Annotated in this window: 20 protein-coding genes; 14 read left to right on the top strand and 6 right to left on the bottom strand. The window is 65.1% G+C overall.

Annotated features, from left to right (window positions below; all coding sequences use genetic code 11):
* The first annotated feature begins 132 nt into the window (after positions 1 to 132).
* Entirely contained in the window at positions 133 to 1,764 is a 1,632-nt protein-coding gene (locus tag JLZ96_RS01100; RefSeq protein WP_027497030.1) for an ABC-F family ATP-binding cassette domain-containing protein, read from the top strand.
* Here JLZ96_RS01100 and JLZ96_RS01095 read toward each other — a convergent pair.
* Together JLZ96_RS01095 and JLZ96_RS01090 are read right to left on the bottom strand one after the other, a co-directional pair.
* Positions 1,752 to 2,333: a TetR/AcrR family transcriptional regulator gene (locus JLZ96_RS01095; RefSeq protein WP_027497031.1), complete on the bottom strand. Its 582-nt coding sequence runs from the start codon at positions 2,331 to 2,333 to the stop codon at positions 1,752 to 1,754. The two genes, JLZ96_RS01100 and JLZ96_RS01095, sit on opposite strands and share 13 nt — an antisense overlap.
* 117 nt (positions 2,334 to 2,450) lie before the next feature.
* On the bottom strand, positions 2,451 to 5,261 hold the full coding sequence (locus JLZ96_RS01090) for an aconitate hydratase (protein WP_027497032.1): 2,811 nt from the start codon (positions 5,259 to 5,261) through the stop codon (positions 2,451 to 2,453).
* 349 nt (positions 5,262 to 5,610) lie between these two features.
* On the opposite strand from JLZ96_RS01090, the gene JLZ96_RS01085 reads away from it, so the two are divergent.
* The 8 genes from JLZ96_RS01085 to JLZ96_RS01050 all read left to right on the top strand — a co-directional run bounded on the left by JLZ96_RS01085 (position 5,611) and on the right by JLZ96_RS01050 (position 14,545).
* Positions 5,611 to 6,153, top strand: coding sequence for a DUF6676 family protein (locus JLZ96_RS01085; protein ID WP_032372454.1), 543 nt, complete (start codon positions 5,611 to 5,613; stop codon positions 6,151 to 6,153).
* 403 nt (positions 6,154 to 6,556) lie between these two features.
* Positions 6,557 to 8,107 carry an NlpC/P60 family protein gene (locus tag JLZ96_RS01080; protein ID WP_374758018.1) on the top strand — a complete coding sequence of 517 codons (1,551 nt, stop codon included), beginning with the start codon at positions 6,557 to 6,559 and terminating at the stop codon, positions 8,105 to 8,107.
* Between the two features lie 221 nt (positions 8,108 to 8,328).
* Complete coding sequence (locus JLZ96_RS01075) at positions 8,329 to 9,711, top strand: AAA family ATPase (RefSeq protein WP_374758042.1); 1,383 nt, start codon at positions 8,329 to 8,331, stop codon at positions 9,709 to 9,711.
* Positions 9,708 to 10,694, top strand: a complete 987-nt coding sequence (locus tag JLZ96_RS01070) for a DUF58 domain-containing protein (RefSeq protein WP_201009368.1) — start codon at positions 9,708 to 9,710, stop codon at positions 10,692 to 10,694. Before JLZ96_RS01075 ends, JLZ96_RS01070 begins: the two co-directional genes overlap by 4 nt.
* Positions 10,691 to 11,689 (top strand): VWA domain-containing protein, encoded by a 999-nt coding sequence (locus tag JLZ96_RS01065; protein ID WP_032365772.1) that lies wholly within the window; start codon positions 10,691 to 10,693, stop codon positions 11,687 to 11,689. The genes JLZ96_RS01070 and JLZ96_RS01065 overlap by 4 nt, the downstream gene beginning before the upstream one ends.
* Before the next feature lie 66 nt (positions 11,690 to 11,755).
* The gene (gene fabG1, locus JLZ96_RS01060) at positions 11,756 to 12,478 is read left to right on the top strand and encodes a 3-oxoacyl-ACP reductase FabG1 (RefSeq protein WP_032365773.1); all 723 of its coding nucleotides are present in this window, start codon (positions 11,756 to 11,758) and stop codon (positions 12,476 to 12,478) included.
* 60 nt (positions 12,479 to 12,538) lie between these two features.
* Positions 12,539 to 13,363: an NADH-dependent enoyl-ACP reductase InhA gene (gene inhA, locus JLZ96_RS01055; protein WP_027497037.1), complete on the top strand. Its 825-nt coding sequence runs from the start codon at positions 12,539 to 12,541 to the stop codon at positions 13,361 to 13,363.
* Positions 13,364 to 13,465: 102 nt separating this feature from the next.
* Complete coding sequence (locus JLZ96_RS01050) at positions 13,466 to 14,545, top strand: ferrochelatase (protein ID WP_032365774.1); 1,080 nt, start codon at positions 13,466 to 13,468, stop codon at positions 14,543 to 14,545.
* 83 nt (positions 14,546 to 14,628) lie between these two features.
* Here the strand turns inward: JLZ96_RS01050 and JLZ96_RS01045 are convergent, their stop codons facing one another.
* Positions 14,629 to 15,462: a hypothetical protein gene (locus tag JLZ96_RS01045; RefSeq protein ID WP_176457081.1), complete on the bottom strand. Its 834-nt coding sequence runs from the start codon at positions 15,460 to 15,462 to the stop codon at positions 14,629 to 14,631.
* 76 nt (positions 15,463 to 15,538) lie between these two features.
* Here JLZ96_RS01045 and JLZ96_RS01040 point away from each other — a divergent pair, with 76 nt between their 5' ends.
* From JLZ96_RS01040 to JLZ96_RS01030, 3 genes are read left to right on the top strand one after another with little or no spacing between them, the layout of a single operon-like run.
* Positions 15,539 to 16,345, top strand: coding sequence for a DUF3097 domain-containing protein (locus JLZ96_RS01040; RefSeq protein ID WP_201010622.1), 807 nt, complete (start codon positions 15,539 to 15,541; stop codon positions 16,343 to 16,345).
* A gap of 56 nt (positions 16,346 to 16,401) precedes the next feature.
* Positions 16,402 to 16,833, top strand: coding sequence for an NfeD family protein (locus tag JLZ96_RS01035; RefSeq protein WP_027497041.1), 432 nt, complete (start codon positions 16,402 to 16,404; stop codon positions 16,831 to 16,833).
* A 5-nt stretch (positions 16,834 to 16,838) separates the two neighbouring features.
* Complete coding sequence (locus JLZ96_RS01030) at positions 16,839 to 18,023, top strand: SPFH domain-containing protein (protein WP_027497042.1); 1,185 nt, start codon at positions 16,839 to 16,841, stop codon at positions 18,021 to 18,023.
* Here the strand turns inward: JLZ96_RS01030 and JLZ96_RS01025 are convergent, their stop codons facing one another.
* From JLZ96_RS01025 to JLZ96_RS01015, 3 genes are read right to left on the bottom strand one after another with little or no spacing between them, the layout of a single operon-like run.
* A complete protein-coding gene (locus JLZ96_RS01025; RefSeq protein ID WP_027497043.1) occupies positions 18,024 to 18,533 on the bottom strand; it encodes a hypothetical protein in 510 nt (169 codons plus the stop codon). It abuts the gene before it with no gap.
* Complete coding sequence (locus JLZ96_RS01020; RefSeq protein WP_027497044.1) at positions 18,530 to 19,129, bottom strand: hypothetical protein; 600 nt, start codon at positions 19,127 to 19,129, stop codon at positions 18,530 to 18,532. The genes JLZ96_RS01025 and JLZ96_RS01020 overlap by 4 nt, the downstream gene beginning before the upstream one ends.
* A gap of 31 nt (positions 19,130 to 19,160) precedes the next feature.
* Complete coding sequence (locus JLZ96_RS01015) at positions 19,161 to 19,877, bottom strand: TVP38/TMEM64 family protein (RefSeq protein WP_027497045.1); 717 nt, start codon at positions 19,875 to 19,877, stop codon at positions 19,161 to 19,163.
* Between the two features lie 266 nt (positions 19,878 to 20,143).
* On the opposite strand from JLZ96_RS01015, the gene mutA reads away from it, so the two are divergent.
* The gene (gene mutA, locus JLZ96_RS01010) at positions 20,144 to 22,024 is read left to right on the top strand and encodes a methylmalonyl-CoA mutase small subunit (RefSeq protein WP_201009367.1); all 1,881 of its coding nucleotides are present in this window, start codon (positions 20,144 to 20,146) and stop codon (positions 22,022 to 22,024) included.
* Positions 22,021 to 24,291: a methylmalonyl-CoA mutase gene (scpA, locus tag JLZ96_RS01005; protein ID WP_094652831.1), complete on the top strand. Its 2,271-nt coding sequence runs from the start codon at positions 22,021 to 22,023 to the stop codon at positions 24,289 to 24,291. The genes mutA and scpA overlap by 4 nt, the downstream gene beginning before the upstream one ends.
* Position 24,292: the final 1 nt, after the last annotated feature.

Genomic DNA, 24,292 nt, shown 5'->3' with positions numbered 1-24,292 from the left:
TGCGTTCCTGGGTGGAGGCACGTGAATGCTGAGCTAAAATGGGGGTTTGCTGTGCCGACCTACGGCGCTTTCATTGCTCGCTCGTCGGTCGACGAGCACTCATCTTGTTCGGCAATCGCTAGGAGCTCACGCGTGATCACCGCCACCGACCTCGAAGTTCGTGCCGGTGTGCGGACCCTTCTGTCCACCGAGGGGCCCGCGCTCCGCGTGCAGGCAGGTGACCGCATCGGGCTGGTCGGCCGCAACGGTGCCGGAAAAACCACCACGCTGCGCATCCTGGCGGGCGAGGGCGAACCGTATGCCGGTGAGGTCGTACGCACCGGAGACCTCGGCTACCTCCCGCAGGATCCCAAAGAGGGCGATCTGGACGTGCTGGCCAAGGACCGGGTGCTGTCGGCCCGCGGGCTGGACACCCTCCTGCACAGTATGGAGAAGCAGCAGGCTCTGATGGCCGAGGTTGCCGACGAGACATTGCTCGACAAAGCCGTCCGTAAGTACGGCGAGCTGGAAGAGCGGTTCGCGTCCCTCGGCGGCTACGAAGCCGAGAGCGAAGCGGCTCGCATCTGCAACAGCCTCGGCTTGGCCGACCGCATTCTCGGTCAACCGCTGCGAACCCTGTCCGGTGGTCAGCGCCGACGCGTCGAACTCGCTCGCATTCTGTTCGCCGCATCCGACGGCAGTGGCGGACGCTCGAACACCACATTGCTGCTCGACGAGCCCACCAACCACCTCGACGCCGATTCCATCACCTGGTTGCGCAGTTTCCTGCAGAACCACGAGGGCGGACTCATCGTGATCAGTCACGATGTCGAACTGCTCGGTGATGTCGTGAACAGGGTGTGGTTCCTCGATGCCGTGCGCGGTGAGGCCGACATCTACAACATGAACTGGAAGAAGTACCTCGACGCACGCGCCACAGACGAGCAACGGCGCCGTCGCGAACGCGCGAACGCGGAGAAGAAGGCGGGTGCGCTGCGCGTCCAGGCTGCCAAGATGGGTGCCAAGGCAACCAAAGCCGTTGCGGCACAGAACATGGCCAAACGAGCAGACAAGCTGATGGCCAACCTCGATGCGGAGCGCGTATCGGACAAGGTTGCGCACATTCGCTTCCCTGAGCCTGCCCCTTGCGGCAAGACACCGTTGATGGCCAAGAACCTGACCAAGATGTACGGGTCGCTCGAGATCTTCGCCGGCGTCGATCTGGCGATCGACCGCGGAAGTCGAGTGGTGGTGCTCGGGCTCAACGGTGCGGGCAAGACGACGCTGCTCCGGATCCTGGCCGGAACCGAGAAGGCCGACACCGGCGAGATCGAACCCGGCCACGGCATGCGCGTAGGTTACTTCGCCCAGGAGCACGACACCCTCGACGACATGGCGTCGGTGTGGGAGAACATCCGGCATGCGGCACCCGACACCGGCGAGCAGGAGCTCAGATCGCTACTCGGCGCCTTCATGTTCACCGGACCCCAGCTCGAACAGCCCGCAGGAACGCTGTCCGGCGGCGAGAAGACGCGTCTGGCGCTGGCCGGGCTGGTGTCTTCGGCTGCGAACGTTCTGCTACTCGACGAACCGACCAACAACCTCGATCCGATCTCACGCGAGCAGGTTCTCGACGCACTGCGCAGTTACAAGGGTGCTGTCGTTCTGGTGACTCACGATCCGGGTGCCGCCGAGGCGCTCTCACCGGAACGTGTCATCCTCCTTCCCGACGGCACCGAGGACCACTGGTCGCAGGACTACCTGGAACTGATTCAGCTGGCCTGACCCGGGTCGCGCCTGCGTACCGATTCTTCGACCAGATCCAGAATGGCCGACAGGTTCGACCCGCCGTTGCCCGACGCGATTCTGGCGACCAGACCGTCGAGAACGAGGTCCAGATAGTCGGCCAGAACGTCGTTGGGAACGTCGTCCCGCAGTTTTCCTGCCGTTTTCTGGCGTTCGAGTCGGCCGAGTGTCGCGTCGGTCAGCTCGGCCGACCGCTCGGCCCAGCTGGTTCGGAAGTCGGCGTCGGTTCGTAGTCGTCGGGTGATCTCGAGCCGCGTTCCGAGCCACTCGAACTGCTCGGGCTGGGCCAGCATGTCTCGCATCACCTGAACCAGACCCTGCGTCGCCGCGACTTCGGCCATACGCCGGGCGTCCTCCTGCGCCAACGCGAGGAAGAGACCGTCCTTGTCCTTGAAGTGGTGAAAGATGGCTCCGCGGGAGAGGCCTGTCGCCTCCTCGAGGCGTCGCACGGTGGCACCCTCGTAGCCGAACTCTCCGAAGCATTTACGCGCACCGTCGAGAATTTCGCTGCGGCGGGCCGCCAGGTGGTCTTCACTGACCTTGGGCACGTGTGAAACTCCTACTTTCCGATGAAGGGGCCCGTACCGATACGGCGATGGGCCCGAAACACGTATCGAGTTCCGGGCCCATCGCTGTGCGTGGCGTTTATCAACAGTGCCGTGTGACTAGCCTCTGATCATGTTGCGCAGGACGTACTGCAGGATTCCGCCGTTGCGGTAGTAGTCCGCTTCACCGGGGGTATCGATACGGACCACGGCGTCGAACTCGACCTTGGTTCCGTCTTCCTTGGTCGCGGTCACCGCCATCGTCTTCGGGGTGGTGCCCTCGTTCAGCTTCTCGACGCCGATGATGTCGAACGTCTCGGTGCCGTCGAGCTTGAGCGACGCGGCGCTCTCGCCTGCCGGGAACTGCAGCGGAACGACGCCCATGCCGATGAGGTTGGAGCGGTGGATGCGCTCGAACGACTCGGTGATGACCGCCTTGACGCCCAGGAGCGAGGTGCCCTTGGCCGCCCAGTCACGGGAGCTTCCGGAGCCGTACTCCTTGCCGCCCAGCACGACCAGCGGGATGCCGGCCTTCTGGTAGTTCTGCGACGCATCGTAGATGAACGACTGCGGGCCACCGTCCTGGGTGAAGTCGCGGGTGTAGCCACCCGAGACGTCGTCGAGCAGCTGGTTCTTCAGACGGATGTTCGCGAACGTTCCGCGAATCATGACCTCGTGGTTGCCACGACGCGATCCGAGCGAGTTGTAATCCTTGCGCTCCACGCCGTGCGAATCGAGGTACTGAGCGGCAGGCGTACCGGCCTTGATGGGTCCTGCCGGGCTGATGTGGTCGGTGGTGACCGAATCGCCGAGCAGGGCCAGCACGCGGGCACCCTTGATGTCCTCGACCGGAGCCGGGTCCATCGTCATGCCGTCGAAGTACGGAGGCTTCCGCACGTACGTCGAGTTGGGATCCCACTCGAACGTGTCGCCCTCGGGGGTCGACAGGTTCTGCCAGCGGCTGTCACCGGCGAAGATCGTCTCGTAGGACTTGCTGAACATGTCCCGGCTGATCGAGGACTTGATCGTGTCCTCGATCTCCTGCGACGACGGCCAGATGTCCTTGAGGTACACCGGGTTGCCCTCGTGGTCGTTACCGAGCGCGTCGGTCTCGAAGTCGAAGTCCATCGTGCCCGCGAGGCCGTAAGCGATGACCAGCGGAGGAGAGGCCAGGTAGTTCATCTTGACGTCGGGGGAGATGCGACCCTCGAAGTTGCGGTTGCCCGACAACACGGCGGTCACCGAAAGATCGTTGTCGTTGATCGCCTTCGAGATCGGCTCGAGCAACGGGCCGGTGTTACCGATGCACGTGGTGCAGCCGTAGCCGCCCAGGAAGTAGCCGAGCTTCTCGAGGTACGGCCACAGGCCGGCCTTCTCGTAGTAGTCGGTCACGACCTGCGAACCGGGTGCCATGTTGGTCTTGACCCACGGCTTGGTGGACAGGCCCTTTTCGACGGCGTTGCGAGCGAGCAGTGCTGCGCCGAGCATGACCGACGGGTTGGAGGTGTTGGTGCAGGAGGTGATACCTGCCACCACGACGGCGCCATGGTCGAGAACGAACTCGCCTGCTTCGTCGGTGATGACACGAACCGGCTTGCTCGGGCGACCTTCGGAGCCGTATGCGGCGGACCGCACGTCGACTGCATCGTCTTCTGCGAAGCTCAGCGACGCGGGATCGCTGGCCGGGAACGACTCGTTGAGGGCCTCGTCCAGCTTGCTGTCACCCTCGTGCGCCGGGTGGTTCTCCTCGACGTAGTTGTGGATGTCCTTGCGGAACGCAACCTTGGACTCGGACAACAGGATTCGGTCCTGCGGGCGCTTCGGGCCTGCGATGGACGGGACAACCGTGTTGAGGTCGAGCTCGATGTACTCGGAGTACACGGCTTCGTTCTTCGGGTCGTGCCACATGCCCTGTTCCTTGGCGTACGCCTCGACGAGAGCGAGCTGCTCGTCGCTGCGGCCGGTGAGGCGCAGGTAGTTGATCGTCTCTTCGTCGATCGGGAAAATGGCTGCGGTGGAGCCGAATTCGGGGCTCATGTTGCCGAGGGTGGCGCGGTTGGCGAGGGGAACCTCGGCCACACCTTCGCCGTAGAACTCGACGAACTTTCCGACGACGCCGTGCTTGCGCAGCATCTCGGTGGCGGTCAGAACGACGTCGGTGGCCGTGACGCCCGGCTGAATCTCGCCCGAGAGCTTGAAGCCGACGACACGGGGGATCAGCATCGACACGGGCTGGCCGAGCATGGCAGCTTCGGCTTCGATTCCGCCGACGCCCCAGCCGAGCACGCCGAGGCCGTTGACCATCGTCGTGTGCGAGTCGGTTCCGACGCAGGTGTCGGGGTACGCCTGGCCCTTGCGGGTCATGACGGTCGGTGCGAGGTACTCGATGTTGACCTGGTGCACGATGCCCATGCCGGGCGGGACGACCTTGAAGTCGTCGAAGGCACCCTGGCCCCAACGCAGGAACTGGTAACGCTCGCCGTTGCGCTCGTACTCGAGGTCGACGTTGCGCTCGAGTGCATCGGCGCGGCCGAACACGTCGAGGATGACCGAGTGGTCGATGACCATGTCGGCGGGGGAAAGGGGGTTGACCTTGTTGGGGTCGCCGCCGAGGGTGGTCACGGCCTCACGCATGGTGGCGAGGTCCACGACACACGGAACGCCGGTGAAGTCCTGCATGATGACTCGCGCAGGGGTGAACTGGATTTCGATACTCGGGTCGGCCGAGGGATCCCACGACGCGATCGAGCGAATATGGTCGGCGGTGATGTTGGCACCGTCCTCGGTGCGAAGGAGGTTCTCCGCGAGGACCTTCAGTGCATAGGGCAGTTTCTCGGCACCGGGCAAGGCCGACAGCCGAAAGATCTCGTACGAGTTCTCTCCGACTTCGAGGGTGCCCTTTGCACCGAATGAATTGTTACTTGCGGTCACTTCAGCTCCACTCGTCTATGAGGCACACCGCCGACGGGGCTGTGTCGACGGTTGAAGCGAGGCGCTGACCGTGTGTCTCGGCATGGCATCCGGCGTGCGGATTGCTTGCGGACCCTCGGGCAGTGTCTCGATGGAAGTCTAACAGTACGCTTGTCCTGTGAAAACGTGCGGGTCCGTTTCGCGGTGGACACCGAGAGAACGACCCACGTCACAATCCTCACGTAGTGCTTCGTGCGACGCAATGAAGGGCGGCCTCAGTTGCCGCGTCGGGCATACCTGCCTCCCGAGAATCGACGGCACCGTGACGTAGGGTTCCACGCGACTGGTTCCTACCGACTGGACGCGAGAGATGACTGAGCCGATCCACGCTGTTTCCCCACTTGCCACCGATATCCCGGCAGGTCTGGACGTCGACAGCATCGTCGCCACGGTCCGCGAGTCAGGAGTCAGTGCTCCTGCGGCAGAGCAGGACGGACTGACTGCCGCCGTGAACCGAGCCGAGGACCACGGAATCGATCTGAGCATCGTGATCGTCCCCGACGAACCGCGCCACGATTCGCAGCTACGCGACCTCGCCACTGCGGTCGGTGCCCGCGAGGGCGGAACGGTGTTGGTGCTGAGCCCGGGGCAGGTCGGAACGTTCAGCGACTCGATCAGCCGAGTGACACTCGAAGCCGGGCAGGATCGCACCTACACCGGAAATCACGTCGTCGCCGCCGACAACTTCGTCGACACCCTCGTCGAGGACCAGACTCCGTGGGGCTTGCTGACGGGTGGGTTGGTGGTGATCGTCGCCGCGGTGGCCGCGTTGACAGCAGCTGTGAAGGTCCGGCGATACCGCGCGCGGTCGGCCACTGCCGACCCGCACGAAGCGCAGCCCGTCGAGCGCTGACGTAGCGCGCACATTCGTCATTCGACCGACCGACACCGACGCGCGATTACGCCACCGGACGTCGGTCCGGAAAAAGTCCGAAAAATTGTTTCGGGCAAACACCGAGTTCACGGCATTGTGCCTGGTGGAATTACAAATGTGTCATTTGTGACTGGAGTTTCTTTAGTGTGCGAAGTGTCGTACGGTGCCATTGGCACTGCTGGGGAAGGAGTGTCGCAGAAGGCAGGTGTCGTCCGTGGGGAACTCGGGAGGCCACTGCTTCGGGTGTGACTGACGTGGTTCGCACCTGTCGTGTCGCTGCGCGCCACTTTCCCGCCCGGCGAACATGTTCACCGTCACCTGCGATCGGGGTGGGAACGGGGAACGCCTCGACGGCACGACGGTCCTCTCGGGACCCGAGTGAATGCCGGACCCGAGGGAGACATTTGTGAGCCGACGTCCAGTTCGCGGCACGCGCCGCAGAGCGCTCGTCCGTACCCGATTCGTACTGGCAGGTGCCGGTCTGGTTCTCGCGCTGACCGCGACCATGCCCGGAGTCGCCGCCGCGGTACCGCCACCCCCGCCCAACCCGTCCGATACCGACATCGCCGCGGCCGGCAGCGCCGTCGACTCACGCCTGGGGCAGGTCGGACAGCTGATCGGCGCGATCGCATCCGCCAACCAGCAACTCGCACAGCTCGACGACGAGGTTGCCGTGAAGCGAGAAGGCGTCAACAAAGCCCTGGTCGACCTGCAGAACGCCCGGGACGCCGCCGACGTGGCCGCAGCAGTCGTGGGAGCAGCGCAGCAGGCGCTCGCCGATGCAGGCACACAGATTCAGGCAGCCCAGCGCAAGTTCGACGAATTCGCCAAATCGAGCTACACCCAGGGCTCGGGCGTCGCCTCGATGGCGTCGTTCCTCGGTTCGAGCGGACCGGACGACGTTCTCGACCGCGCCCAGGTCCTGAAGGTGCTGTCCAACAGCCAGAATGCCGTGCTCGACAGCCTCCAGCGGGCCCGAACCGAGCAGGCGAACCGGGACTCTGCCGCCCGCGAATCCAAGCAGCAGGCGGACGCGGCAGCGTCCGAAGCCGAATCGAAGAAAGCCGAGGCCGAGCAGGCCATCGCTGCAGCGCAGGCAGCGTTGCAAGCCGAGGCCGATCAGAAAGCCGCTATCGAGTCCCAGCGAGACGCCGCTCAGACCGAGCTCGACGCTGCCCGGAGCAATGTGGCCGGCCTCCAGGGTCAACGAGCCGCATACAGCGACTGGGAGGCGCAGAAGGCAGCAGAGGACGCAGCAGTAGCAGCAGCCGCAGCTGCCGCTCGTGAGGCCGCGGTTCAGGCAGCGGCCCGGGTGTCGGCCAACCTGGCCGCGCAGCAGCGAGCCGCTGCGATCGCCGAGGGCCAACGCTCGCACGTCGATGTCGACGACGACTCGAGTTCGTCCACCGACTCCGACAGTTCGAGCGGAACCACGACTCCGACCCAGCCCACACCCAGCAAGCCCACTCCCAGCAAACCCAAGCCCTCGACCACACCGTCGGTGACGGGCAGTGCTGCCGTGGAATTGGCGATCGACCGCGGGATGAGCCAGCTCGGTGTTCCGTATTCCTGGGGCGGCGGCGACGAGAACGGGCCGACCAAGGGAATCCGAGACGGCGGAGTTGCAGACAGTTACGGCGACTACAACAAGGTCGGCTTCGACTGCTCCGGCCTGATGATCTACGCATTCGCAGGTCTGGGTATCTCTCTGCCCCACTACACCGGCTACCAGTACACGGCAGGCAAGCAGGTTCCGTCGTCGCAGATGAAGCGTGGCGACATGATCTTCTACGGACCGAACGCCAGTCAGCACGTCGCGCTCTACCTCGGCGACGGGAAGATGCTCGAGGCTCCGCAATCGGGATCGGTGGTCAAGGTCTCCGACGTCAGATACAGCGGTATGACGCCGTACGCCGTGCGCATGGTGTCCTGAGCTCGCTGTTGCTCCCGAGGTCGCTGTTCGGTACTTCTGCGTCGTTCCGCAGGCTCCACTCCGGCGCGCGGGTCAGGGGTGGGTTTCGGCGCGCGCGAGCATCACCTGGAATAGTTGATCTCGGCGGTATGGAACGTGCCCGACGATGATCGACTGAAAGCGGTGAATTCTTGGTGACATCACGTGACGGCCGGATTTCGAACGACGAGGAGCCGACACAGATCGGGTCTTCGAGTCCGAATCCGCAGGGTGGGGAGCCGGAGCGGGTGGACAGTCCCGATCTCGCCGACGACGTTCGGCTTCTCGAGAAGGCCGTGTACGAGGTCAAAAGGGTGATCGTCGGTCAGGATCGTCTGGTCGAGCGCATTCTGGTCGGCTTGTTGGCCCGTGGGCACGTGCTGCTGGAAGGCGTTCCCGGCGTGGCGAAGACCCTCGCAGTGGAGACGTTCGCCCGCGTTGTCGGTGGCTCGTTCTCCCGTGTCCAGTTCACCCCGGACCTGGTACCCACCGACCTGGTCGGAACCCGCATCTACCGTCAGGGCCGCGAAGAGTTCGACACCGAACTCGGCCCGGTCGTCGCGAACTTCGTCCTTGCCGACGAGATCAACCGAGCACCGGCGAAGGTCCAGTCGGCGCTGCTCGAAGTCATGGCCGAGCGGCACGTGACCATCGGTGGCAGGACGTTCCCCATGCCCGATCCTTTCCTGGTGATGGCGACGCAGAACCCCATCGAGAACGAAGGCGTGTACCCGCTCCCGGAAGCCCAGCGCGACCGCTTCCTGTTCAAGATCGTCGTCGACTATCCGACGGTGGAAGAAGAACGCGAGATCGTCTACCGCATGGGGATCAAGGCCCCCGAGCCCAAGCAAATACTCGACCCTGTCGAATTGGTCCGTCTGCAGAACCTGGCCAGTTCGGTGTTCGTGCACCACGCGCTCGTCGACTACGTGGTTCGGGTCATCGCCGCCACCCGCACGCCCGAACAGTTCGGATTGGACGATGTCGGCAGCTGGATCGCATACGGGGCCTCCCCGCGTGCCACCCTCGGCATCATCGCTGCGTCCCGCGCCCTCGCCCTGCTGCGAGGCCGCGACTACGTCGTTCCTCAGGACGTGCTCGAGGTGATTCCCGACGTGCTCCGGCATCGGCTGGTGCTGTCCTACGATGCCCTCGCCGACGAAGTGACGCCCGAGACCGTGATCTCCCGCATTCTGCAGACCGTCGGACTACCGCAGGTGTCGCCGCAGGCGGTTCCGATGTCGCAGGACAACGGCACCGCACCCGGTCAGCCCTTCGGTGGCCAACAGGGCACACCGCAGTTCCCGGGAGCGGGGCCGCAGTATCCGGCTCAGGGACCGTATCCGGCCCAGGGGCAGTACCCGGGGCAGGGACAGAGTCCGGCCCAGGGACCGAATCCGGGGCAGGGACAGAGCCCGGCCCAGGGGCAGTACCCGGGTCAGCCGCAGTTCCCCGGGCAAGGGCCCGGCTCGGCACCCCAGCCCGGACCCGAGCAGCGCCCACCGGGCGGTCCGGCCGGCGAACCCGCTCCGTCGCTGCACAAGCCGTCGGGTGATGCATCGTCGACCGGTTCGCCGGGTCAGTGAGCGCAGCCGACAGAGCCGGCCGAGGTGCGGTCTCACGGCCGCCGTCGTTTCGGTCCGGCGAACTGCGTGATCCGAAGTTGGCCGCTGCGCTGCGCACGCTCGAGATAACGGTACGTAGGCGTCTCGACGGCGTTCTGCACGGCGACCACCTCGGCCTGATACCCGGCCCGGGATCCGAACCGGGGGACGCGCGCGAGTATCAGCCCGGTGACGACGTTCGGCAGATGGACTGGTCGGTCACTGCCCGGACGACACACCCACACGTGCGGCAGTCGGTGGCCGATCGCGAACTGGAAACGTGGCTTGTCGTCGATCTGTCGGCCAGCCTCGACTTCGGAACCGCGGGGTGCGAGAAGCGCGATCTCGCGGTCGCGGCCTCGGCCGCCATCACCCACCTGACCGGCGGCGGTGGTAATCGCATCGGAGCTGTCGTGGCCACCGGCGCGACGACGACGCGAATCCCAGCGCGCGGGGGGCGGGTGCACAGCCAGTCGATGCTGCGGACGATCGCTACGACACCGTCCGCCGCGGACGGCGTCCGAGGAGATCTTCGCGATGCCGTCGAGGCGCTGCGGCGTCCCGAACGCCGTCGCGGTCTGGCCGTGGTGATCAGCGACTTCCTCGGCCCGATCGACTGGGAGCGATCGCTGCGGGCGATCTCTGCCAGACACGACGTACTTGCCGTCGAGGTGCTCGATCCGCGAGATCTCGAACTTCCGGATGTGGGAGACGTGGTTCTGCACGACCCGGAGTCCGGCCGCACTCGGGAGTTCGCCGCGACGCCCCGGCTCCGCGCCGACTTCGCGCGAGCAGCCGAAGCACACCGCGACGACGTGGAGAAAGCGTTGCGCCGATGCGGGGCACCGCGTTTGACTCTGCGCACCGACGGTGACTGGATCGCCGATGTCGTCCGCTTCGTCACTGCTCGCAGGCACACCATCGGCTCCGGTTTCACCAATACCGCTAGGGCAGGTTCGCGATGAGCCTCACCGATTTCTCTGCGCCGTGGTGGCTCGCGTTTCTGGTCGTCGTCATCGCCCTGACGGCGGGGTACGTCTGGATTCAACGCCGCAAGCAGAAGCACGTGCTGCGTTTCTCCAACATGGAGTTGCTCGAGTCGGTCGCGCCGAACCGGCCCAATCGTCTGCGTCATCTCCCGACCGCACTGGTACTGGTCGGGCTGATGTTCCTGACCGTCGCGTTGGCCGGCCCCACTGCCGATCAACGTGTTCCACGCAACCGCGCGACGGTCATGCTCGTCATCGATGTGTCGCTGTCCATGGAAGCGACGGACGTCGAACCCACTCGGCTGGCTGCGGCCCAAGAAGCAGCGAAGTCGTTCGCCGATGGCCTCACGCCCGGCATCAACCTCGGTCTCGTCGCGTTCGCCGGCACTGCCTCGGTACTGGTCTCACCCACGGCCAACCGCGACGCCACCAAGTCGGCAATCGACAAACTGCAGCTCAGCGAGCGTACGGCCACCGGTGAAGCAATCTTCACCTCGCTGCAGTCGATCGACACTCTCGGCGCGATCCTCGGGGGTGGCGACGCGGCACCGCCGGCCCGCATCGTGCTGCTCTCCGACGGTAAGCAAACCGTTCCCCAGAACCTCGACGATCCACGAGGCGGCTACACCGCAGCGCGCGCAGCCAAGGACAAGGGAGTGCCGATCTCGACGATCTCGTTCGGCACCAGCTACGGGTCGGTCGAGATCGAAGACGAAGGTGGAGGCGGGGTCGAGCGCGTGCCCGTTCCGGTCGACGACCCGTCGTTGCGCGAGATCGCGACTCTGTCCGGGGGAAGTTTCTTCACGGCCTCCTCGCTCGAGGGCCTCCGAGACGTCTACGACACCCTGGAGGAGCAAATCGGCTTCGAGATCACCCGCGGGGACGCATCGCGACCCTGGTTGATCCTCGGTGTCCTGTGCATCTCGGCCGGGCTCGGTTCGGCGTTGGTGATGCGGCAACGATTGCCGTGATCGCTGTTATTACTCACCAGTAAGTTTCGCTTTGTCATTCCAGGACGAACAGATAGGTTGCTAGGCATGTCCACACCTGACTTCATCGCGCGATCGGTACTCGTCACCGGAGGTAACCGGGGTATCGGTCTGGCCATCGCCCAACGGCTCAGTGCCGACGGACACAAGGTGGCCGTCACCCACCGCGGATCCGGGGCTCCCGACGGATTGCTCGGGGTCGTCTGCGACGTCACCGACTCCGATTCGGTCGACGCGGCCTTCAAGGAGGTCGAGGAGAAGCACGGACCCGTCGAGGTACTCGTCGCCAACGCGGGCATCACCGACGACACCCTGCTGATGCGTATGACCGAGGAGCAGTTCCAGCGGGTCATCGATGCGAACCTGACCGGAGCCTTCCGAGTCGCCAAACGCGCCAACCGGGCCATGCTGCGCGCGCGCTGGGGTCGGATGATCTTCCTCAGTTCCGTTGTCGCGATGGCCGGCGGGCCGGGGCAGATCAATTACGCGGCGTCCAAGGCCGGAGTCATCGGCATGGCCCGGTCGATCACGAGGGAGTTGGGTTCGCGGTCCATCACGGCGAACGTCGTCTCACCGGGATTCATCGAAACCGACATGACCGCAGAGTTGTCGGACGACTTGCGCGGCAAGGCGAAGGAATACATTCCACTTCAGCGTCTCGGTCAGCCCGAGGACGTTGCAGCAGTCGTGAGTTTCCTTGCGGGTCCGGACTCGTCGTACGTGTCCGGTGCTGTCATTCCCGTCGACGGCGGCATGGGCATGGGGCACTGAGAAACCCTCTCGCACAACGATTTCGATAGATATTCACCTCCGAATTAAGGACGCAGCATTATGGGCGGATTGCTCGAAGGCAAGACCATTCTCATCACCGGCATCATCACCGACGCGTCGATCGCGTTCCACGCCGCGGCCATGGCGCAGGAGCAGGGTGCCAAGGTGATCATCACCGGGTTCGATCGGCTGCGGCTCATCGACCGCATCGCGCAGCGGCTGCCCAAGGAGGTGCCCCCGGCGATCGAGCTCGACGCCACCAACGAAGAGCACCTCGCCGCGCTGGCGGACCGAATTCGTGAAGTAGCGCCGGAGGGTATCGACGGAGTTCTGCACTCCATCGCATTCGCACCTCGCACCCTGATGGGCCCGGACGCCAAGCCGTTCCTCGACGGCCCCGGCCCCGACGCGGCGAGGGCATTCGAGATCTCGGCGTGGAGCTACGCATCTCTCGCGCGTGCCGTGCTCCCGGTCATGAACGAGGGTGGCTCGATCGTCGGAATGGACTTCGATCCGCGGACGTCGATGCCGTACTACAACTGGATGGGCGTAGCCAAGGCTGCTCTCGAGTCGGTGAATCGTTACGTGGCACGGGAAGTGGGCGCAGCCAAGCGTATCCGCTCCAATCTCGTTGCAGCAGGACCGATCAGGACTCTTGCCGCCAAGGCGATTGCGGGCACCGCGACCGGCGATGCGGCCAAGATGGACCAGCTGAACGTGTACTGGGACGGCGCCGCTCCCATCGGATGGGACGTCAACGATCCGACCGTCGTCGCCAAGTCGATCGTCGCGTTGCTGTCGGATTGGCTGCCCGGAACCACCGGGTCGATCGTGTACGTCGACGGCGGAGCGAGCCACAACACGTACCTGCCCGAAAACATGTGACACGTCGGTGAGTGGAGTCCGACGTGGGCTCGCTCACCGTAGGTTTCGTCGACCGATTGCGCCCCTGCCGCAGCCCTGCTGCGACAGGGGCACAATGGATTCATGACCACCCCTGGAGATTTCGACGCACTGTTGGTGCTCTCGTTCGGCGGACCGGAAAAGCCCGCCGACGTTCGCCCGTTTCTCGAGAACGTCACTCGCGGACGTGGTGTGCCGCCCGAGCGTCTCGACGCCGTCGTCGAGCACTACATGCACTTCGGTGGCGTGTCACCGATCAACGAACTCAATCGCGACATCATCGCCGCGCTGCAGGCCGAGTTCGATTCGGCCGGAATCGAATTGCCGATCTACTTCGGTAATCGCAATTGGCATCCGATGGTCGAGGACACCGTTGCGACGATGAAGGCGGACGGCGTCCGCTCCGCGCTCGTCTTCCCGACTTCCGCGTGGGGCGGGTATTCCGGGTGCAGGCAGTACCACGAGGACATCGCCAGGGCCCGTGCATCGGTGGGGGACGACGCCCCGCATTTGCTCAAGATCCGTCAGTACTACGACCACCCGTTGATGGTCGAGGCGTTCGCCGAGGCCGTCGATGCCGCGCGCAGGTCTCTGCCGGAGGAGCATCGGGCAGGAGCGCGGCTGGTGTTCACCGCGCATTCCATTCCGTCGGCAGCCGACGCCAATGCAGGCCCACCCGCGGATGGTGGCCACCTGTACAGCCGGCAGGTTGCGGAGGCGTCGCGCCTGGTGGCGGCCGCATCCGGCAGCACCGAATACGATCTGGTGTGGCAGTCTCGTTCCGGACCACCGCAGGTTCCGTGGCTCGACCCCGACATCTGCGATCATCTCGAAGCGCTGTCCGAGAAGTCCGTCGACGCGGTGATCGTGTGCCCGATCGGTTTCGTGTCCGACCACCTCGAAGTGGTGTGGGATCTGGACACCGAAGCCGAGGAGAAGGCCCGTGAACTCGGGATGGCGTTCGCTCGCGCGGGTACGCCCGGTTCCGATGCTCGATTCCCGAAGATGATCAGGGAGCTGGTGGACGAGTATCGCGTCGGCGGGACGTGCCGAGGACTCGGCAGCGTTCCCGGCTACGGATCCACCCTCGACGGCAATCGATGTGCCGTCGGATGTTGCGAGCAGCCGACGCGTCCGTCACGGCCTGCGACGGCACCTGCCTGACTGGCGGCTCCTGCCTGACGGGTGGCTTCTTGCCTGTCTCGCGACCCAGCCCCGACAGGACCGCTACGTGTCGGTCCTGTCGGTCATCGGGCCGACTGCATCGAGGCACCGATGCTCGTCGCCACGGCGATGGTCCGGGCCGTGCGCACGGCGGCCCACAGCGGCCGGACGAGTTCTTCTCGGGCGGCCGCTGCGGCGGCAGTCGGTGCCTCCGACGGAGCCGATCCGGCGGCGACGGTGAGGATGGCCGCAACCCGATCGGCCGATTCGAGCACTCGGAAGGCGCGTTCGGACATCTCGGGGGGATAGCGGTGCCGTGCAGCGTCGGCGATCAGCTCGGCGATGCGAGTGCGCGGGTCGGCCTCGAGAGTGCGGGTGGGGAGCGATTGCATCTGTGCGAGTGCATCCGCCGCGCCGCGCACGGCCTCGCGCATCTCGTACTCGGCCTCACCGAGACCTCGATCTCGGTGGGCGTGAGAGGGAACGTCGATCGAATACACGGTCCAGCGCAGCACGTCGGGGCCCTCGACGACGGGTACCACCCCGATTCCGGCGGAGCCCGGGGTACCGATCATCACCGCCTGCTCGGCACCGATCGCTGCACGAGAGAATTCTGTCCGAGCCGGCAGTTCGGCCACTGCGCCCGCTGCGGGCAGCACCAGACGTATCCGTTCCTCCCCGGCTGCGGGTGAGGGTCCTGCGTTCGCGGCGGTTCGGACCGCGGCGAGCGCCCCGGCGATGCCCTCTGCGTAGCCCGGAAATCGAAGCCCGTACGTCGTTGCTGCCTCGTCGTCACCGGCACCGACCAGATGCATCGGTGCCCACTCGGACATCGCGTCGATGACGTCGTCCGGCGAACCGACACCGGCCAGCCAGGAACCGGCCCACAGGGCAAGACTTGCACTCGGAGAACACACGACTCACGAGCATAGGTCGGCGTGGCGAACCGTGCTCGGGACGCCGGTATCGCTAGCGTTGGTCGCCGTGAACGACATGTACGGCGGAGACATTCTCAAAGGGCACAGTCGCATGCGGAAGGTCCCGGCACCGGAGGTGCCGGCCGAGCGCGGCATGGTGGTCGAGGACGCGGGTTCGGGTTATTGCGGTGCTGTGGTCGGCTTCGAGCGCACATACGACGGAGATTTCGTCCGACTCGAGGACGGTGCCCGAACGACGCGACTGTTCGCCCTGCGCGAGGCCGCATTCCTGATCGACGGCCGTCGGGTGACGCTGGTCCGCCCGAAGCCCGCGACCGCGGCGAAGCCGACCAGATCGGCGTCCGGATCCACCAAGGTCGAGGGCCTGCGGGCCCGGACGGCTCGTGCCAGCCGTATCTGGGTCGAGGGTGTGCACGACGCGGCCCTGGTGGAAAGCGTGTGGGGACACGACCTTCGAGTGGAGGGCGTGGTCGTCGAACATCTCGAGGGCCTGGACAATCTGGGGGAGCGGTTGGCCGATTTCGGCCCCGGCCCGGGCCGTCGCGTCGGGGTCCTGGTCGACCACCTGGTGACCGGGTCCAAGGAATCGAAGATGACCAGATCGTTGGGCGAACACGTTCTCGTCACCGGCCATCCGTTCATCGACGTGTGGGAGGCCGTCAAGCCGTCGGCGGTCGGCATTGGGGCGTGGCCGAAGATTCCGCGCGGTCAGGACTGGAAGACCGGAATCTGTCGAGAGCTGGGCTGGGGAACTCCGCAGGATGGATGGCGGCGGGTGTACTCGTCGGTGTCGAGCTTCCGAGATCTGGAGGCTCCATTGATCGGTGCCGTCGAACAGTTGGTCGATTTCGTCACCGAGTAGCTGTTACGACCAGCTGATCCGTCGGCGGATGTCCGATTCGTGCCAGGATGGAGCTTGTGGCAGCGATCTTGTGGCTCATAGCGGCGGTTGTGCTTGCCGGTGCCGAAGCACTGACGGGGGACTTCTTCCTACTGATGATCGCCGGCGGTGCGCTCGGTACCGCCGGGGTGTCGGCGTTGACCGACTTCCCGGTATGGGCAGACGCAATCGTTTTCGGCGTGTTGTCGTTGGCGTTGGTTCTGGGTCTGCGTCCGATCTTGTTGCGGCGCTTCGCACATCCGCCGGACACCCCGATGGGGGTTGCGGCTCTCACCGGTAAGAGCGCAGTCGTGCTCGAACAGGTCACTGCGCACGAAGGCCAGATCAAACTCGGTGGCGAGGTGTGGACCGCGCGTCCGTTGGACGAGACAGAGGTCTACGCCCCCGGTACCACCGTGACCGTGATGGAAATCGACGGTGCCACCGCCGTCGTATGGAAGGGACCGTAAAGCCAGTGGAAGCACTCATAGCACTGGCCGTCATCGTTGCGTTCGTCGCCGTGTTGATGGCCAAGTCCATCTCGATCGTCCCGCAAGCCGAGGCAGCAGTGATCGAAAGACTCGGTCGGTACACGCGTACCGTGTCCGGTCAGCTCACGTTCCTCGTCCCGTTCGTCGATCGCATCCGTGCGAAAGTCGATCTGCGAGAACGGGTCGTCTCGTTCCCGCCGCAGCCGGTCATCACCAAGGACAACCTGACGGTGTCGATCGACACCGTCGTCTATTTTCAGGTGACCAATCCACAGTCGGCCGTGTACGAGATCAACAACTACATCGTCGGTGTCGAGCAGTTGACCACCACCACGCTGCGTAACGTCGTCGGCGGAATGACGTTGGAAGAGACTCTGACGTCCCGTGATTCGATCAACGGTCAGCTCCGAGTGGTGCTGGACGAGGCCACCGGTCGGTGGGGTCTTCGAGTCGCCCGCGTCGAGCTCAAGAGCATCGACCCGCCACCCTCGATTCAGGAATCGATGGAGAAGCAGATGAAGGCCGACCGCGAGAAGCGCGCGACCATTCTCACGGCCGAGGGGCACCGTGAATCGGCGATCAAGACAGCCGAGGGCGACAAGCAGAGTCGAATCCTCGCTGCCGAAGGCGGTAAGCAGGCGGCCATCCTCACTGCCGAGGGTGAGCGGCAGTCCAGAATTCTGCGGGCTCAGGGTGATCGCGCCGCGAAGTACCTCGAGGCGCAGGGGCAGGCGAAGGCCATCGAGAAGGTCTTCGGTGCCATCAAGGCGGGTAAGCCCACTCCAGAACTGTTGGCCTACCAGTACATGCAGACGTTGCCTCAGATGGCGCAGGGCGACGCGAACAAGGTGTGGATGATCCCGAGCGATTTCGGCGACGCTCTCAAAGGGTTCGCCAAGACCCTCGGAGCCCCAGGCGAGGACGGGGTGTTCCGATACGAGCCCAACGAGTCCGCGGGCAACGAGCCGAAACCCGAGGACGACTCGGACGAGGTTGCGGAGTGGTTCGAGACCAAGACCGATCCGGCTGTCGCCGAAGCCGTCAAGGCCGCCGAGGCGGTGGCCCGTAAGCCGGTGGACACATCGTTGGCCGCATCTCCGGAGCTGTCCAAGGGTATGGATATCGGTGCCCTGTCGGCATCTCCCGAGGCAGAACCGGAAGCGCGCTGATCACGAATTGATCGCGAATCCCACGCCCGCTGCCGCCAGTGCCCACAGAACGCTGGCGAAGGTGCCGATGATGAACTGTTCGGAGGCGTGGGATTCGCGCAGTTCGGGGTAGCGCGCAAGTCCTTTGACCGCCAGTACGATGGCGATTCCCTCGGGCCAGCCGGTGAGAATGGATACCGCAACCGCTACACGTTCGAGAATTCCTATCGTCAACCCTCCACGCAGCGGCTCGACCGGCTCGTCGTCGGTCGAGTCGTTCTGTCGTCTGGCGACGCGAAAGACGCTCGGCACCACGGCAGTGCCGCCGACGGCGGCCACGGCAACGCTCAGGACGACTCCGACTGCATGACCGACGCCGTGTGCCGGCCCGGCGAGCGTGGCAAGCACAGCGGCTGCGGTGAGCAGAGTCGAGGCAGCCACAGTGGGGACCCACAGCCTGATGCGGTCGCCGGCCGGGACGAGGGCGACACCTGCCGTCAGAGCCAGAAGAACGAGGGCGACGACGATCATGACGTGTGACTTCCTGTCGCGTCAGCCGCGTTCAACAACCTCGCGGCAAGGGTGCGGCCGGCATTTTCGACGTGCCAGCCGGCGACGGAAAGTCGTTGCGACATAGCCTGTTTGCTGATACCGAGCCTTTCGGCCGCGTCGGTCTGCGACATTCCCTCTGCCATGAGCGCAACCGCCTCTCGGCCCTGGTCCGAGCGACGAGCGACGAGTATGGCAACCAAGGTCGATGCGGTTTCGGCGTCCTCGGCCGCTTCCGGCTCGGGTCCGGTGACGGCGAGCGCAGCAGGCGCATTCTTCGCTCTGGTGACGGCGTCTCGGGCAGCCTCGAATGCCTGGCCCCGGCCGGCGCGCGTCGTGTCGGGTAACGGAAGCTCGACCGAACCGACGCCGATTCCCACGCTCCAATGTGGCGTCGCCACCAGGTCGAGGGCGATCGCGACGACGGTTGCTGCGTCCTCACAGACGGCCTGGACCTCGTCGCCTGCGGTGCGTTCGAACGGGCGGATCAGATCGAAATCGCGATACCGGTCCAGTAGATCGGGCACGCGATCGATGTCACGTCTGCTGCGACGCTGGTCGACGGTCATCACGAACATGCGACAAGGCTAGAGCGTTGATTTGATCAAGTCAAGCTTCCAGGCTTGATTGTCCCGAATCAAGGTTCTCGCCCTGACGCCTGTTCTCCGGTGCCGATGCGGCCTCACGAGTCCGCGACAAACGCCAGTCGACGAACAACCCGCTCACGCCGATCGCAATGCAGATTCCGGACAGCACCAGCAGTACCGGATGGGTCTGCCCGCCGATTGCTCCACCGATCACCACGATCCCGAGGGTGCCGGGCAGCATGCCGGCGGCAGTGGCCAGAGCGAAGGGGACAAGCCGAACCGCCGACACACCGCAGGCGTAGTTCACCAGAGAGAAAGGCACCGGGGCGATCAATCGCAGAGAGCCGACCGCGAGCCACCCTCGTCGGCGCAGGCTCTCGTCGACAGAGTCGAGAGCTGAATGCGACATTCGCGCCGCCACGGCTTCTCGCCCGATCGCCCGAACCAACAGCAGGGCGAGGACCGCGCTGACCGTAGAGGCGCCGATCGTCACCGCCAGACCGGTGAATGGCCCGAACAGCACTCCGGCGCTCAATGTGAACAGGGTTCTGGGAATGGGTGCAATGGTCACCAGTGCATGGACGGCGAAGAACACGAGCGGAAACGCAGGACCGACCGAGGTGCCCCACTGGCGCATCTGCTCGACACTCGGATGCGGGGCGAACACCGCAACGACAGCCAGGACGACGATCACCGCCAGTAGCGCGATCAGACGAAGGTCGCGCAGGTGCCGGGTCACGAGAGGCAAGAGTACCGGCGTGAGATGACAGAACGGTTCGGGAGCGGAGCCTGCGGAGTGACCCAGGGGGGCGGGAGCGGAGCCTGCGGAGTGACCGAAAGGGGGCGGGAGCGGAGCCTGCGGAGTGACCAGACGGTTCGGGAGCGGAGCCTGCGGCGTGGGTCACCGAACGTGAGGTGATCCTCACGATAGCCTGCATGTAGGTGGGGTTAGCATCACTTCAAGTCGGGTGTAGGACTGCCCGCCGAACCGAGGGAGCAGCACACGTGTCCATCGCGTCGCACGAAGATGCCGCACGCAGTGCCCACGCGGCCTGGCAGCAGGCGGTGGCCGGGGTCCTGGCGAAGTCTCGCCGGGTCGATGTGGCGGATCTGCCTGCCGATCCCGAACATCTTCTCGATTCCACGACGTACGACGGAATCACGGTGTCTCCGCTGTACACCGCGTTCGACGAGCGCCCCGAGGGTCCGTTGCCGGGGCAGTTTCCGTACCTGCGGGGGCGTGATCCGCATCGGGACGTCAATGCGGGCTGGAAGGTGTGCACGCGTCACGGTTCCGACGTTCGTGACGGTGTGCCCGCGCTGAACGGTCAGATCCTCGATTCGCTCGCCAACGGCACCAGTGCCCTCTGGTTGACGGTGGGGTCGCGTGGGTTGGATCCGTCGGATCTGTCGGAGGCTCTCCGTGGTGTGCTGCTCGAGCTGGCCCCGTTGACGATCGATGCCCGCAGGGATGTTCGCGCGGCAGCGACGGCACTGTTCGACGTTCTCGATGCGGCAGAGATCGACGATCGCGCCGCCGTCGACGTCAGACTCGGAGTGGACACTCTCACTGCTGCAGTGGCAGGCACGGAATCCATAGAGATGGCCGATGCACTCGACCTGGCTCGCGCGTGCATCGACCGCGCCGAGTCGATGCGTGCCATCACCGTCGACGGCACCGTGTTCCATAATCTCGGTGCGTCGGATGCGCAGGAACTGGGTGCGTCGATCGCGGCCGGGCTCGAGTACGTCCGATCGATGACCGAGAACGGTGTGGCCGTCTCGGATGCTTTGCGCCAGATCGAGTTTCGATTCGCAGCAACCGACGACCAGTTCCAGACCATCGCCAAGTTTCGCGCTGCTCGCATTCTGTGGGCACGGATTGCGCAGGTGTGCGGTGCGCCCGACGCCGGTGATGCTCCTCAGCATGCGGTGACGTCGGAAGCGATGATGTCTCAGCGCGATCCGTGGGTGAACATGCTGCGTACCACTCTTGCGTCGTTCGGGGCCGGAGTGGGTGGTGCGGATTCGGTGACGGTGCTGCCGTTCGACGCGGCACTGAACGGTGGCGCCGCCGGAGTGTCCAAGACGTTCGCTGCCCGTATCGCGAGAAACACTCAATTGCTCCTGCTGGAGGAAGCCCATCTGGGTCGGGTTCTGGATCCGGGTTCGGGCTCGTGGTACATCGAGGAACTCACGGCTGCGGTTGCCGCGACGGCGTGGGACTTCTTCCGGCGCGCCGAGGCTTCGGGCGGATTCGCTGCAGCAACCGCGGACGGTTCGCTGGTCGCCGACATCGAGAAGACCCGTGCAGAGCGCGAGTCCGACATCGCGCATCGCATCACTCCGCTGACCGGTGTCAACGAGTTTCCCAATCTGGCCGAGGCCCCCCTGACTCCCGAGCAGACGCAGCCTGCCGGCTCGGCACCCGTGTATCGGTACGGCCGGGCATTCGAGTCGCTCAGAGATCGATCGGATTCTTATCTGGCCCAACATGATTCGCGGCCCCAGGTGCTACTGGTCCCGTTGGGGACCGTCGCCGAGCACAACGTCCGGACGACCTTCGCGTCCAATCTGTTGGCGTCGGGGGGAATCGAAGCGGTCAACCCCGGCCCCCTGGGCGTGGACGCTGTCGCCGGTGCTGTCGAAGCGTCGGGAGCCTCGATCGCCGTGGTGTGCGGAACCGACAAGCGCTACGGCGACGAGGCCGCTACTGCCGTGGACGCTCTGCGTGCAGCAGGGGTCTCGCGGGTTTTGCTCGCCGGCCCGGAAAAGATCTTCGCCGGCGTCGACGGCCCGTCCCGTCCCGACGGATTCCTGACCGCCAAGGTCGACGCCGTCGCCGTGCTGACCGAACTTCTCGACACGCTGGGAGCCTCGAAGTGAGTACCGACGAGAACCGAATCTCGCACACCATCGGCAGTTTCGCCGACGTACCGCTGGTCGATCCCGACGAGCCGACGCCGTCGCCGCCGTCCGCGGAGGACGTGGCCACACACGTGAAGAACGGTGCCAAGGCGAACTTCTACACCCCCGAGCAGGTGGTGTGGTCCACTCCCGAGGGCATCGACGTCAAGCCGGTGTACACCGAGGCAGACCGGGACGCCGCCGAGGCCGAGGGCTACCCGTTGCACAGCTATCCGGGTGCCCCGCCGTTCCTCCGCGGGCCGTATCCCACGATGTACGTCAACCAACCGTGGACCATTCGTCAGTACGCCGGATTCTCCACCGCGGCCGAGTCCAACGCCTTCTACCGCCGCAACCTCGCGGCCGGGCAGAAAGGCCTGTCGGTGGCGTTCGATCTGGCCACGCACCGGGGCTACGACTCCGATCACCCGCGAGTGCAGGGTGACGTCGGAATGGCCGGTGTGGCAATCGATTCCATTTACGACATGCGTCAGCTGTTCGACGGTATCGACCTCGGTAGCGTCTCGGTGTCGATGACGATGAACGGAGCGGTGCTGCCGATTCTGGCGCTGTACGTCGCCGCCGCGGAGGAGCAGGGCGTCGGGCCGGAGAAACTCGCCGGCACCATCCAGAACGACATCCTCAAAGAGTTCATGGTGCGCAACACCTACATCTATCCGCCGAAGCCGTCGATGCGCATCATCTCGGATATCTTTGCGTACACCAGCGAGAAGATGCCGAAGTACAACTCGATCTCCATCTCCGGCTACCACATCCAAGAAGCCGGTGCCACAGCCGATCTCGAACTCGCCTACACCCTCGCGGACGGTGTCGAGTACATCCGGGCCGGCCTGGACGCCGGCATGGACATCGACACGTTCGCGCCGCGGTTGTCGTTCTTCTGGGCCATCGGAATGAACTTCTTCATGGAGGTTGCCAAGCTCCGCGCCGGGCGGCTGCTGTGGGCCGAGCTCGTCCAACAATTCGAGCCCAAGAGTGCCAAATCCCGTTCCCTGCGCACTCATTCGCAGACGTCGGGTTGGTCGCTGACCGCACAGGACGTGTTCAACAACGTCGCCCGCACCTGTGTCGAAGCCATGGCCGCGACCCAGGGCCATACGCAGTCCCTGCACACCAACGCGCTCGACGAGGCACTGGCGTTGCCGACCGATTTCTCGGCCCGTATCGCCCGCAACACTCAGCTGCTCATCGCGCAGGAATCCAACACCGTTCGGCCGATCGATCCGTGGGGCGGGTCGCACTACGTCGAGTGGCTCACCCATCAGCTGGCGAATCGGGCTCGCGCACACATTGCGGAGGTCGAGGAAGCGGGCGGCATGGCGCAGGCCATCGGCGAGGGCATTCCGAAGTTGCGCATCGAGGAGGCGGCGGCTCGTACCCAGGCGCGCATCGACTCCGGGCGCCAACCGCTGGTGGGCGTCAACAAGTACGTGCCCGACGAGCCCGACACCATCGAGGTACTCAAAGTCGAGAACTCGAAGGTGCGAAAAGAACAGATCGAGAAGCTCGAGCGTCTTCGTGCCGAGCGGGACACCGCCGAGGTCGAGGCGGCCCTGGCGAACCTGACCCGGGCCGCAGCGTCGGACCAGCCGGGCATGGAGAACAACCTGCTGGCTCTCGCCATCGATGCCGCCCGCAAGATGGCCACCGTCGGTGAGATTTCCGACGCCTTGGAGAAGGTCTACGGGCGCCACCAGGCCGAAATACGGACAATCAGTGGTGTGTACCGCGACGAGGCAGGTAAATCCGAGAACATCACCCGCGCCACCGCGTTGGTCGAACAGTTCGCCGAGGACGAGGGCCGTCGTCCTCGTGTTCTGGTGTGCAAGATGGGGCAGGACGGACACGACCGAGGCCAGAAGGTCATTGCCACGGCGTTCGCCGACATCGGCTTCGACGTCGACGTCGGTCCGTTGTTCCAGACGCCCGAGGAGGTGGCCCGGCAGGCGGCGGACAACGACGTCCATGTCGTCGGAGTGTCGTCGCTGGCGGCAGGCCATCTGACGCTGGTGCCCGCCTTGCGACAGGCCTTGGCCGAGGTCGGGCGCGAGGACATCATGATCGTCGTCGGTGGCGTCATCCCGCCCGGCGATTTCGACGAGCTCTACGCGGCGGGTGCCGCGGCGATCTTCCCTCCGGGCACCGTCATCGCCGACGCGGCGATCGGCCTGGTGGAGAAGCTGTCCGTTGCGCTCGGGCATGCACCACGCGAGGCCAACGCCTGAA

It is taken from the genome of Rhodococcus sp. NKCM2511, from assembly GCF_014905595.1.
GTDB classification, from domain to species: Bacteria; Actinomycetota; Actinomycetes; order Mycobacteriales; family Mycobacteriaceae; genus Rhodococcoides; species Rhodococcoides fascians.
This window is presented reverse-complemented; position numbering and strand designations above follow the sequence as displayed.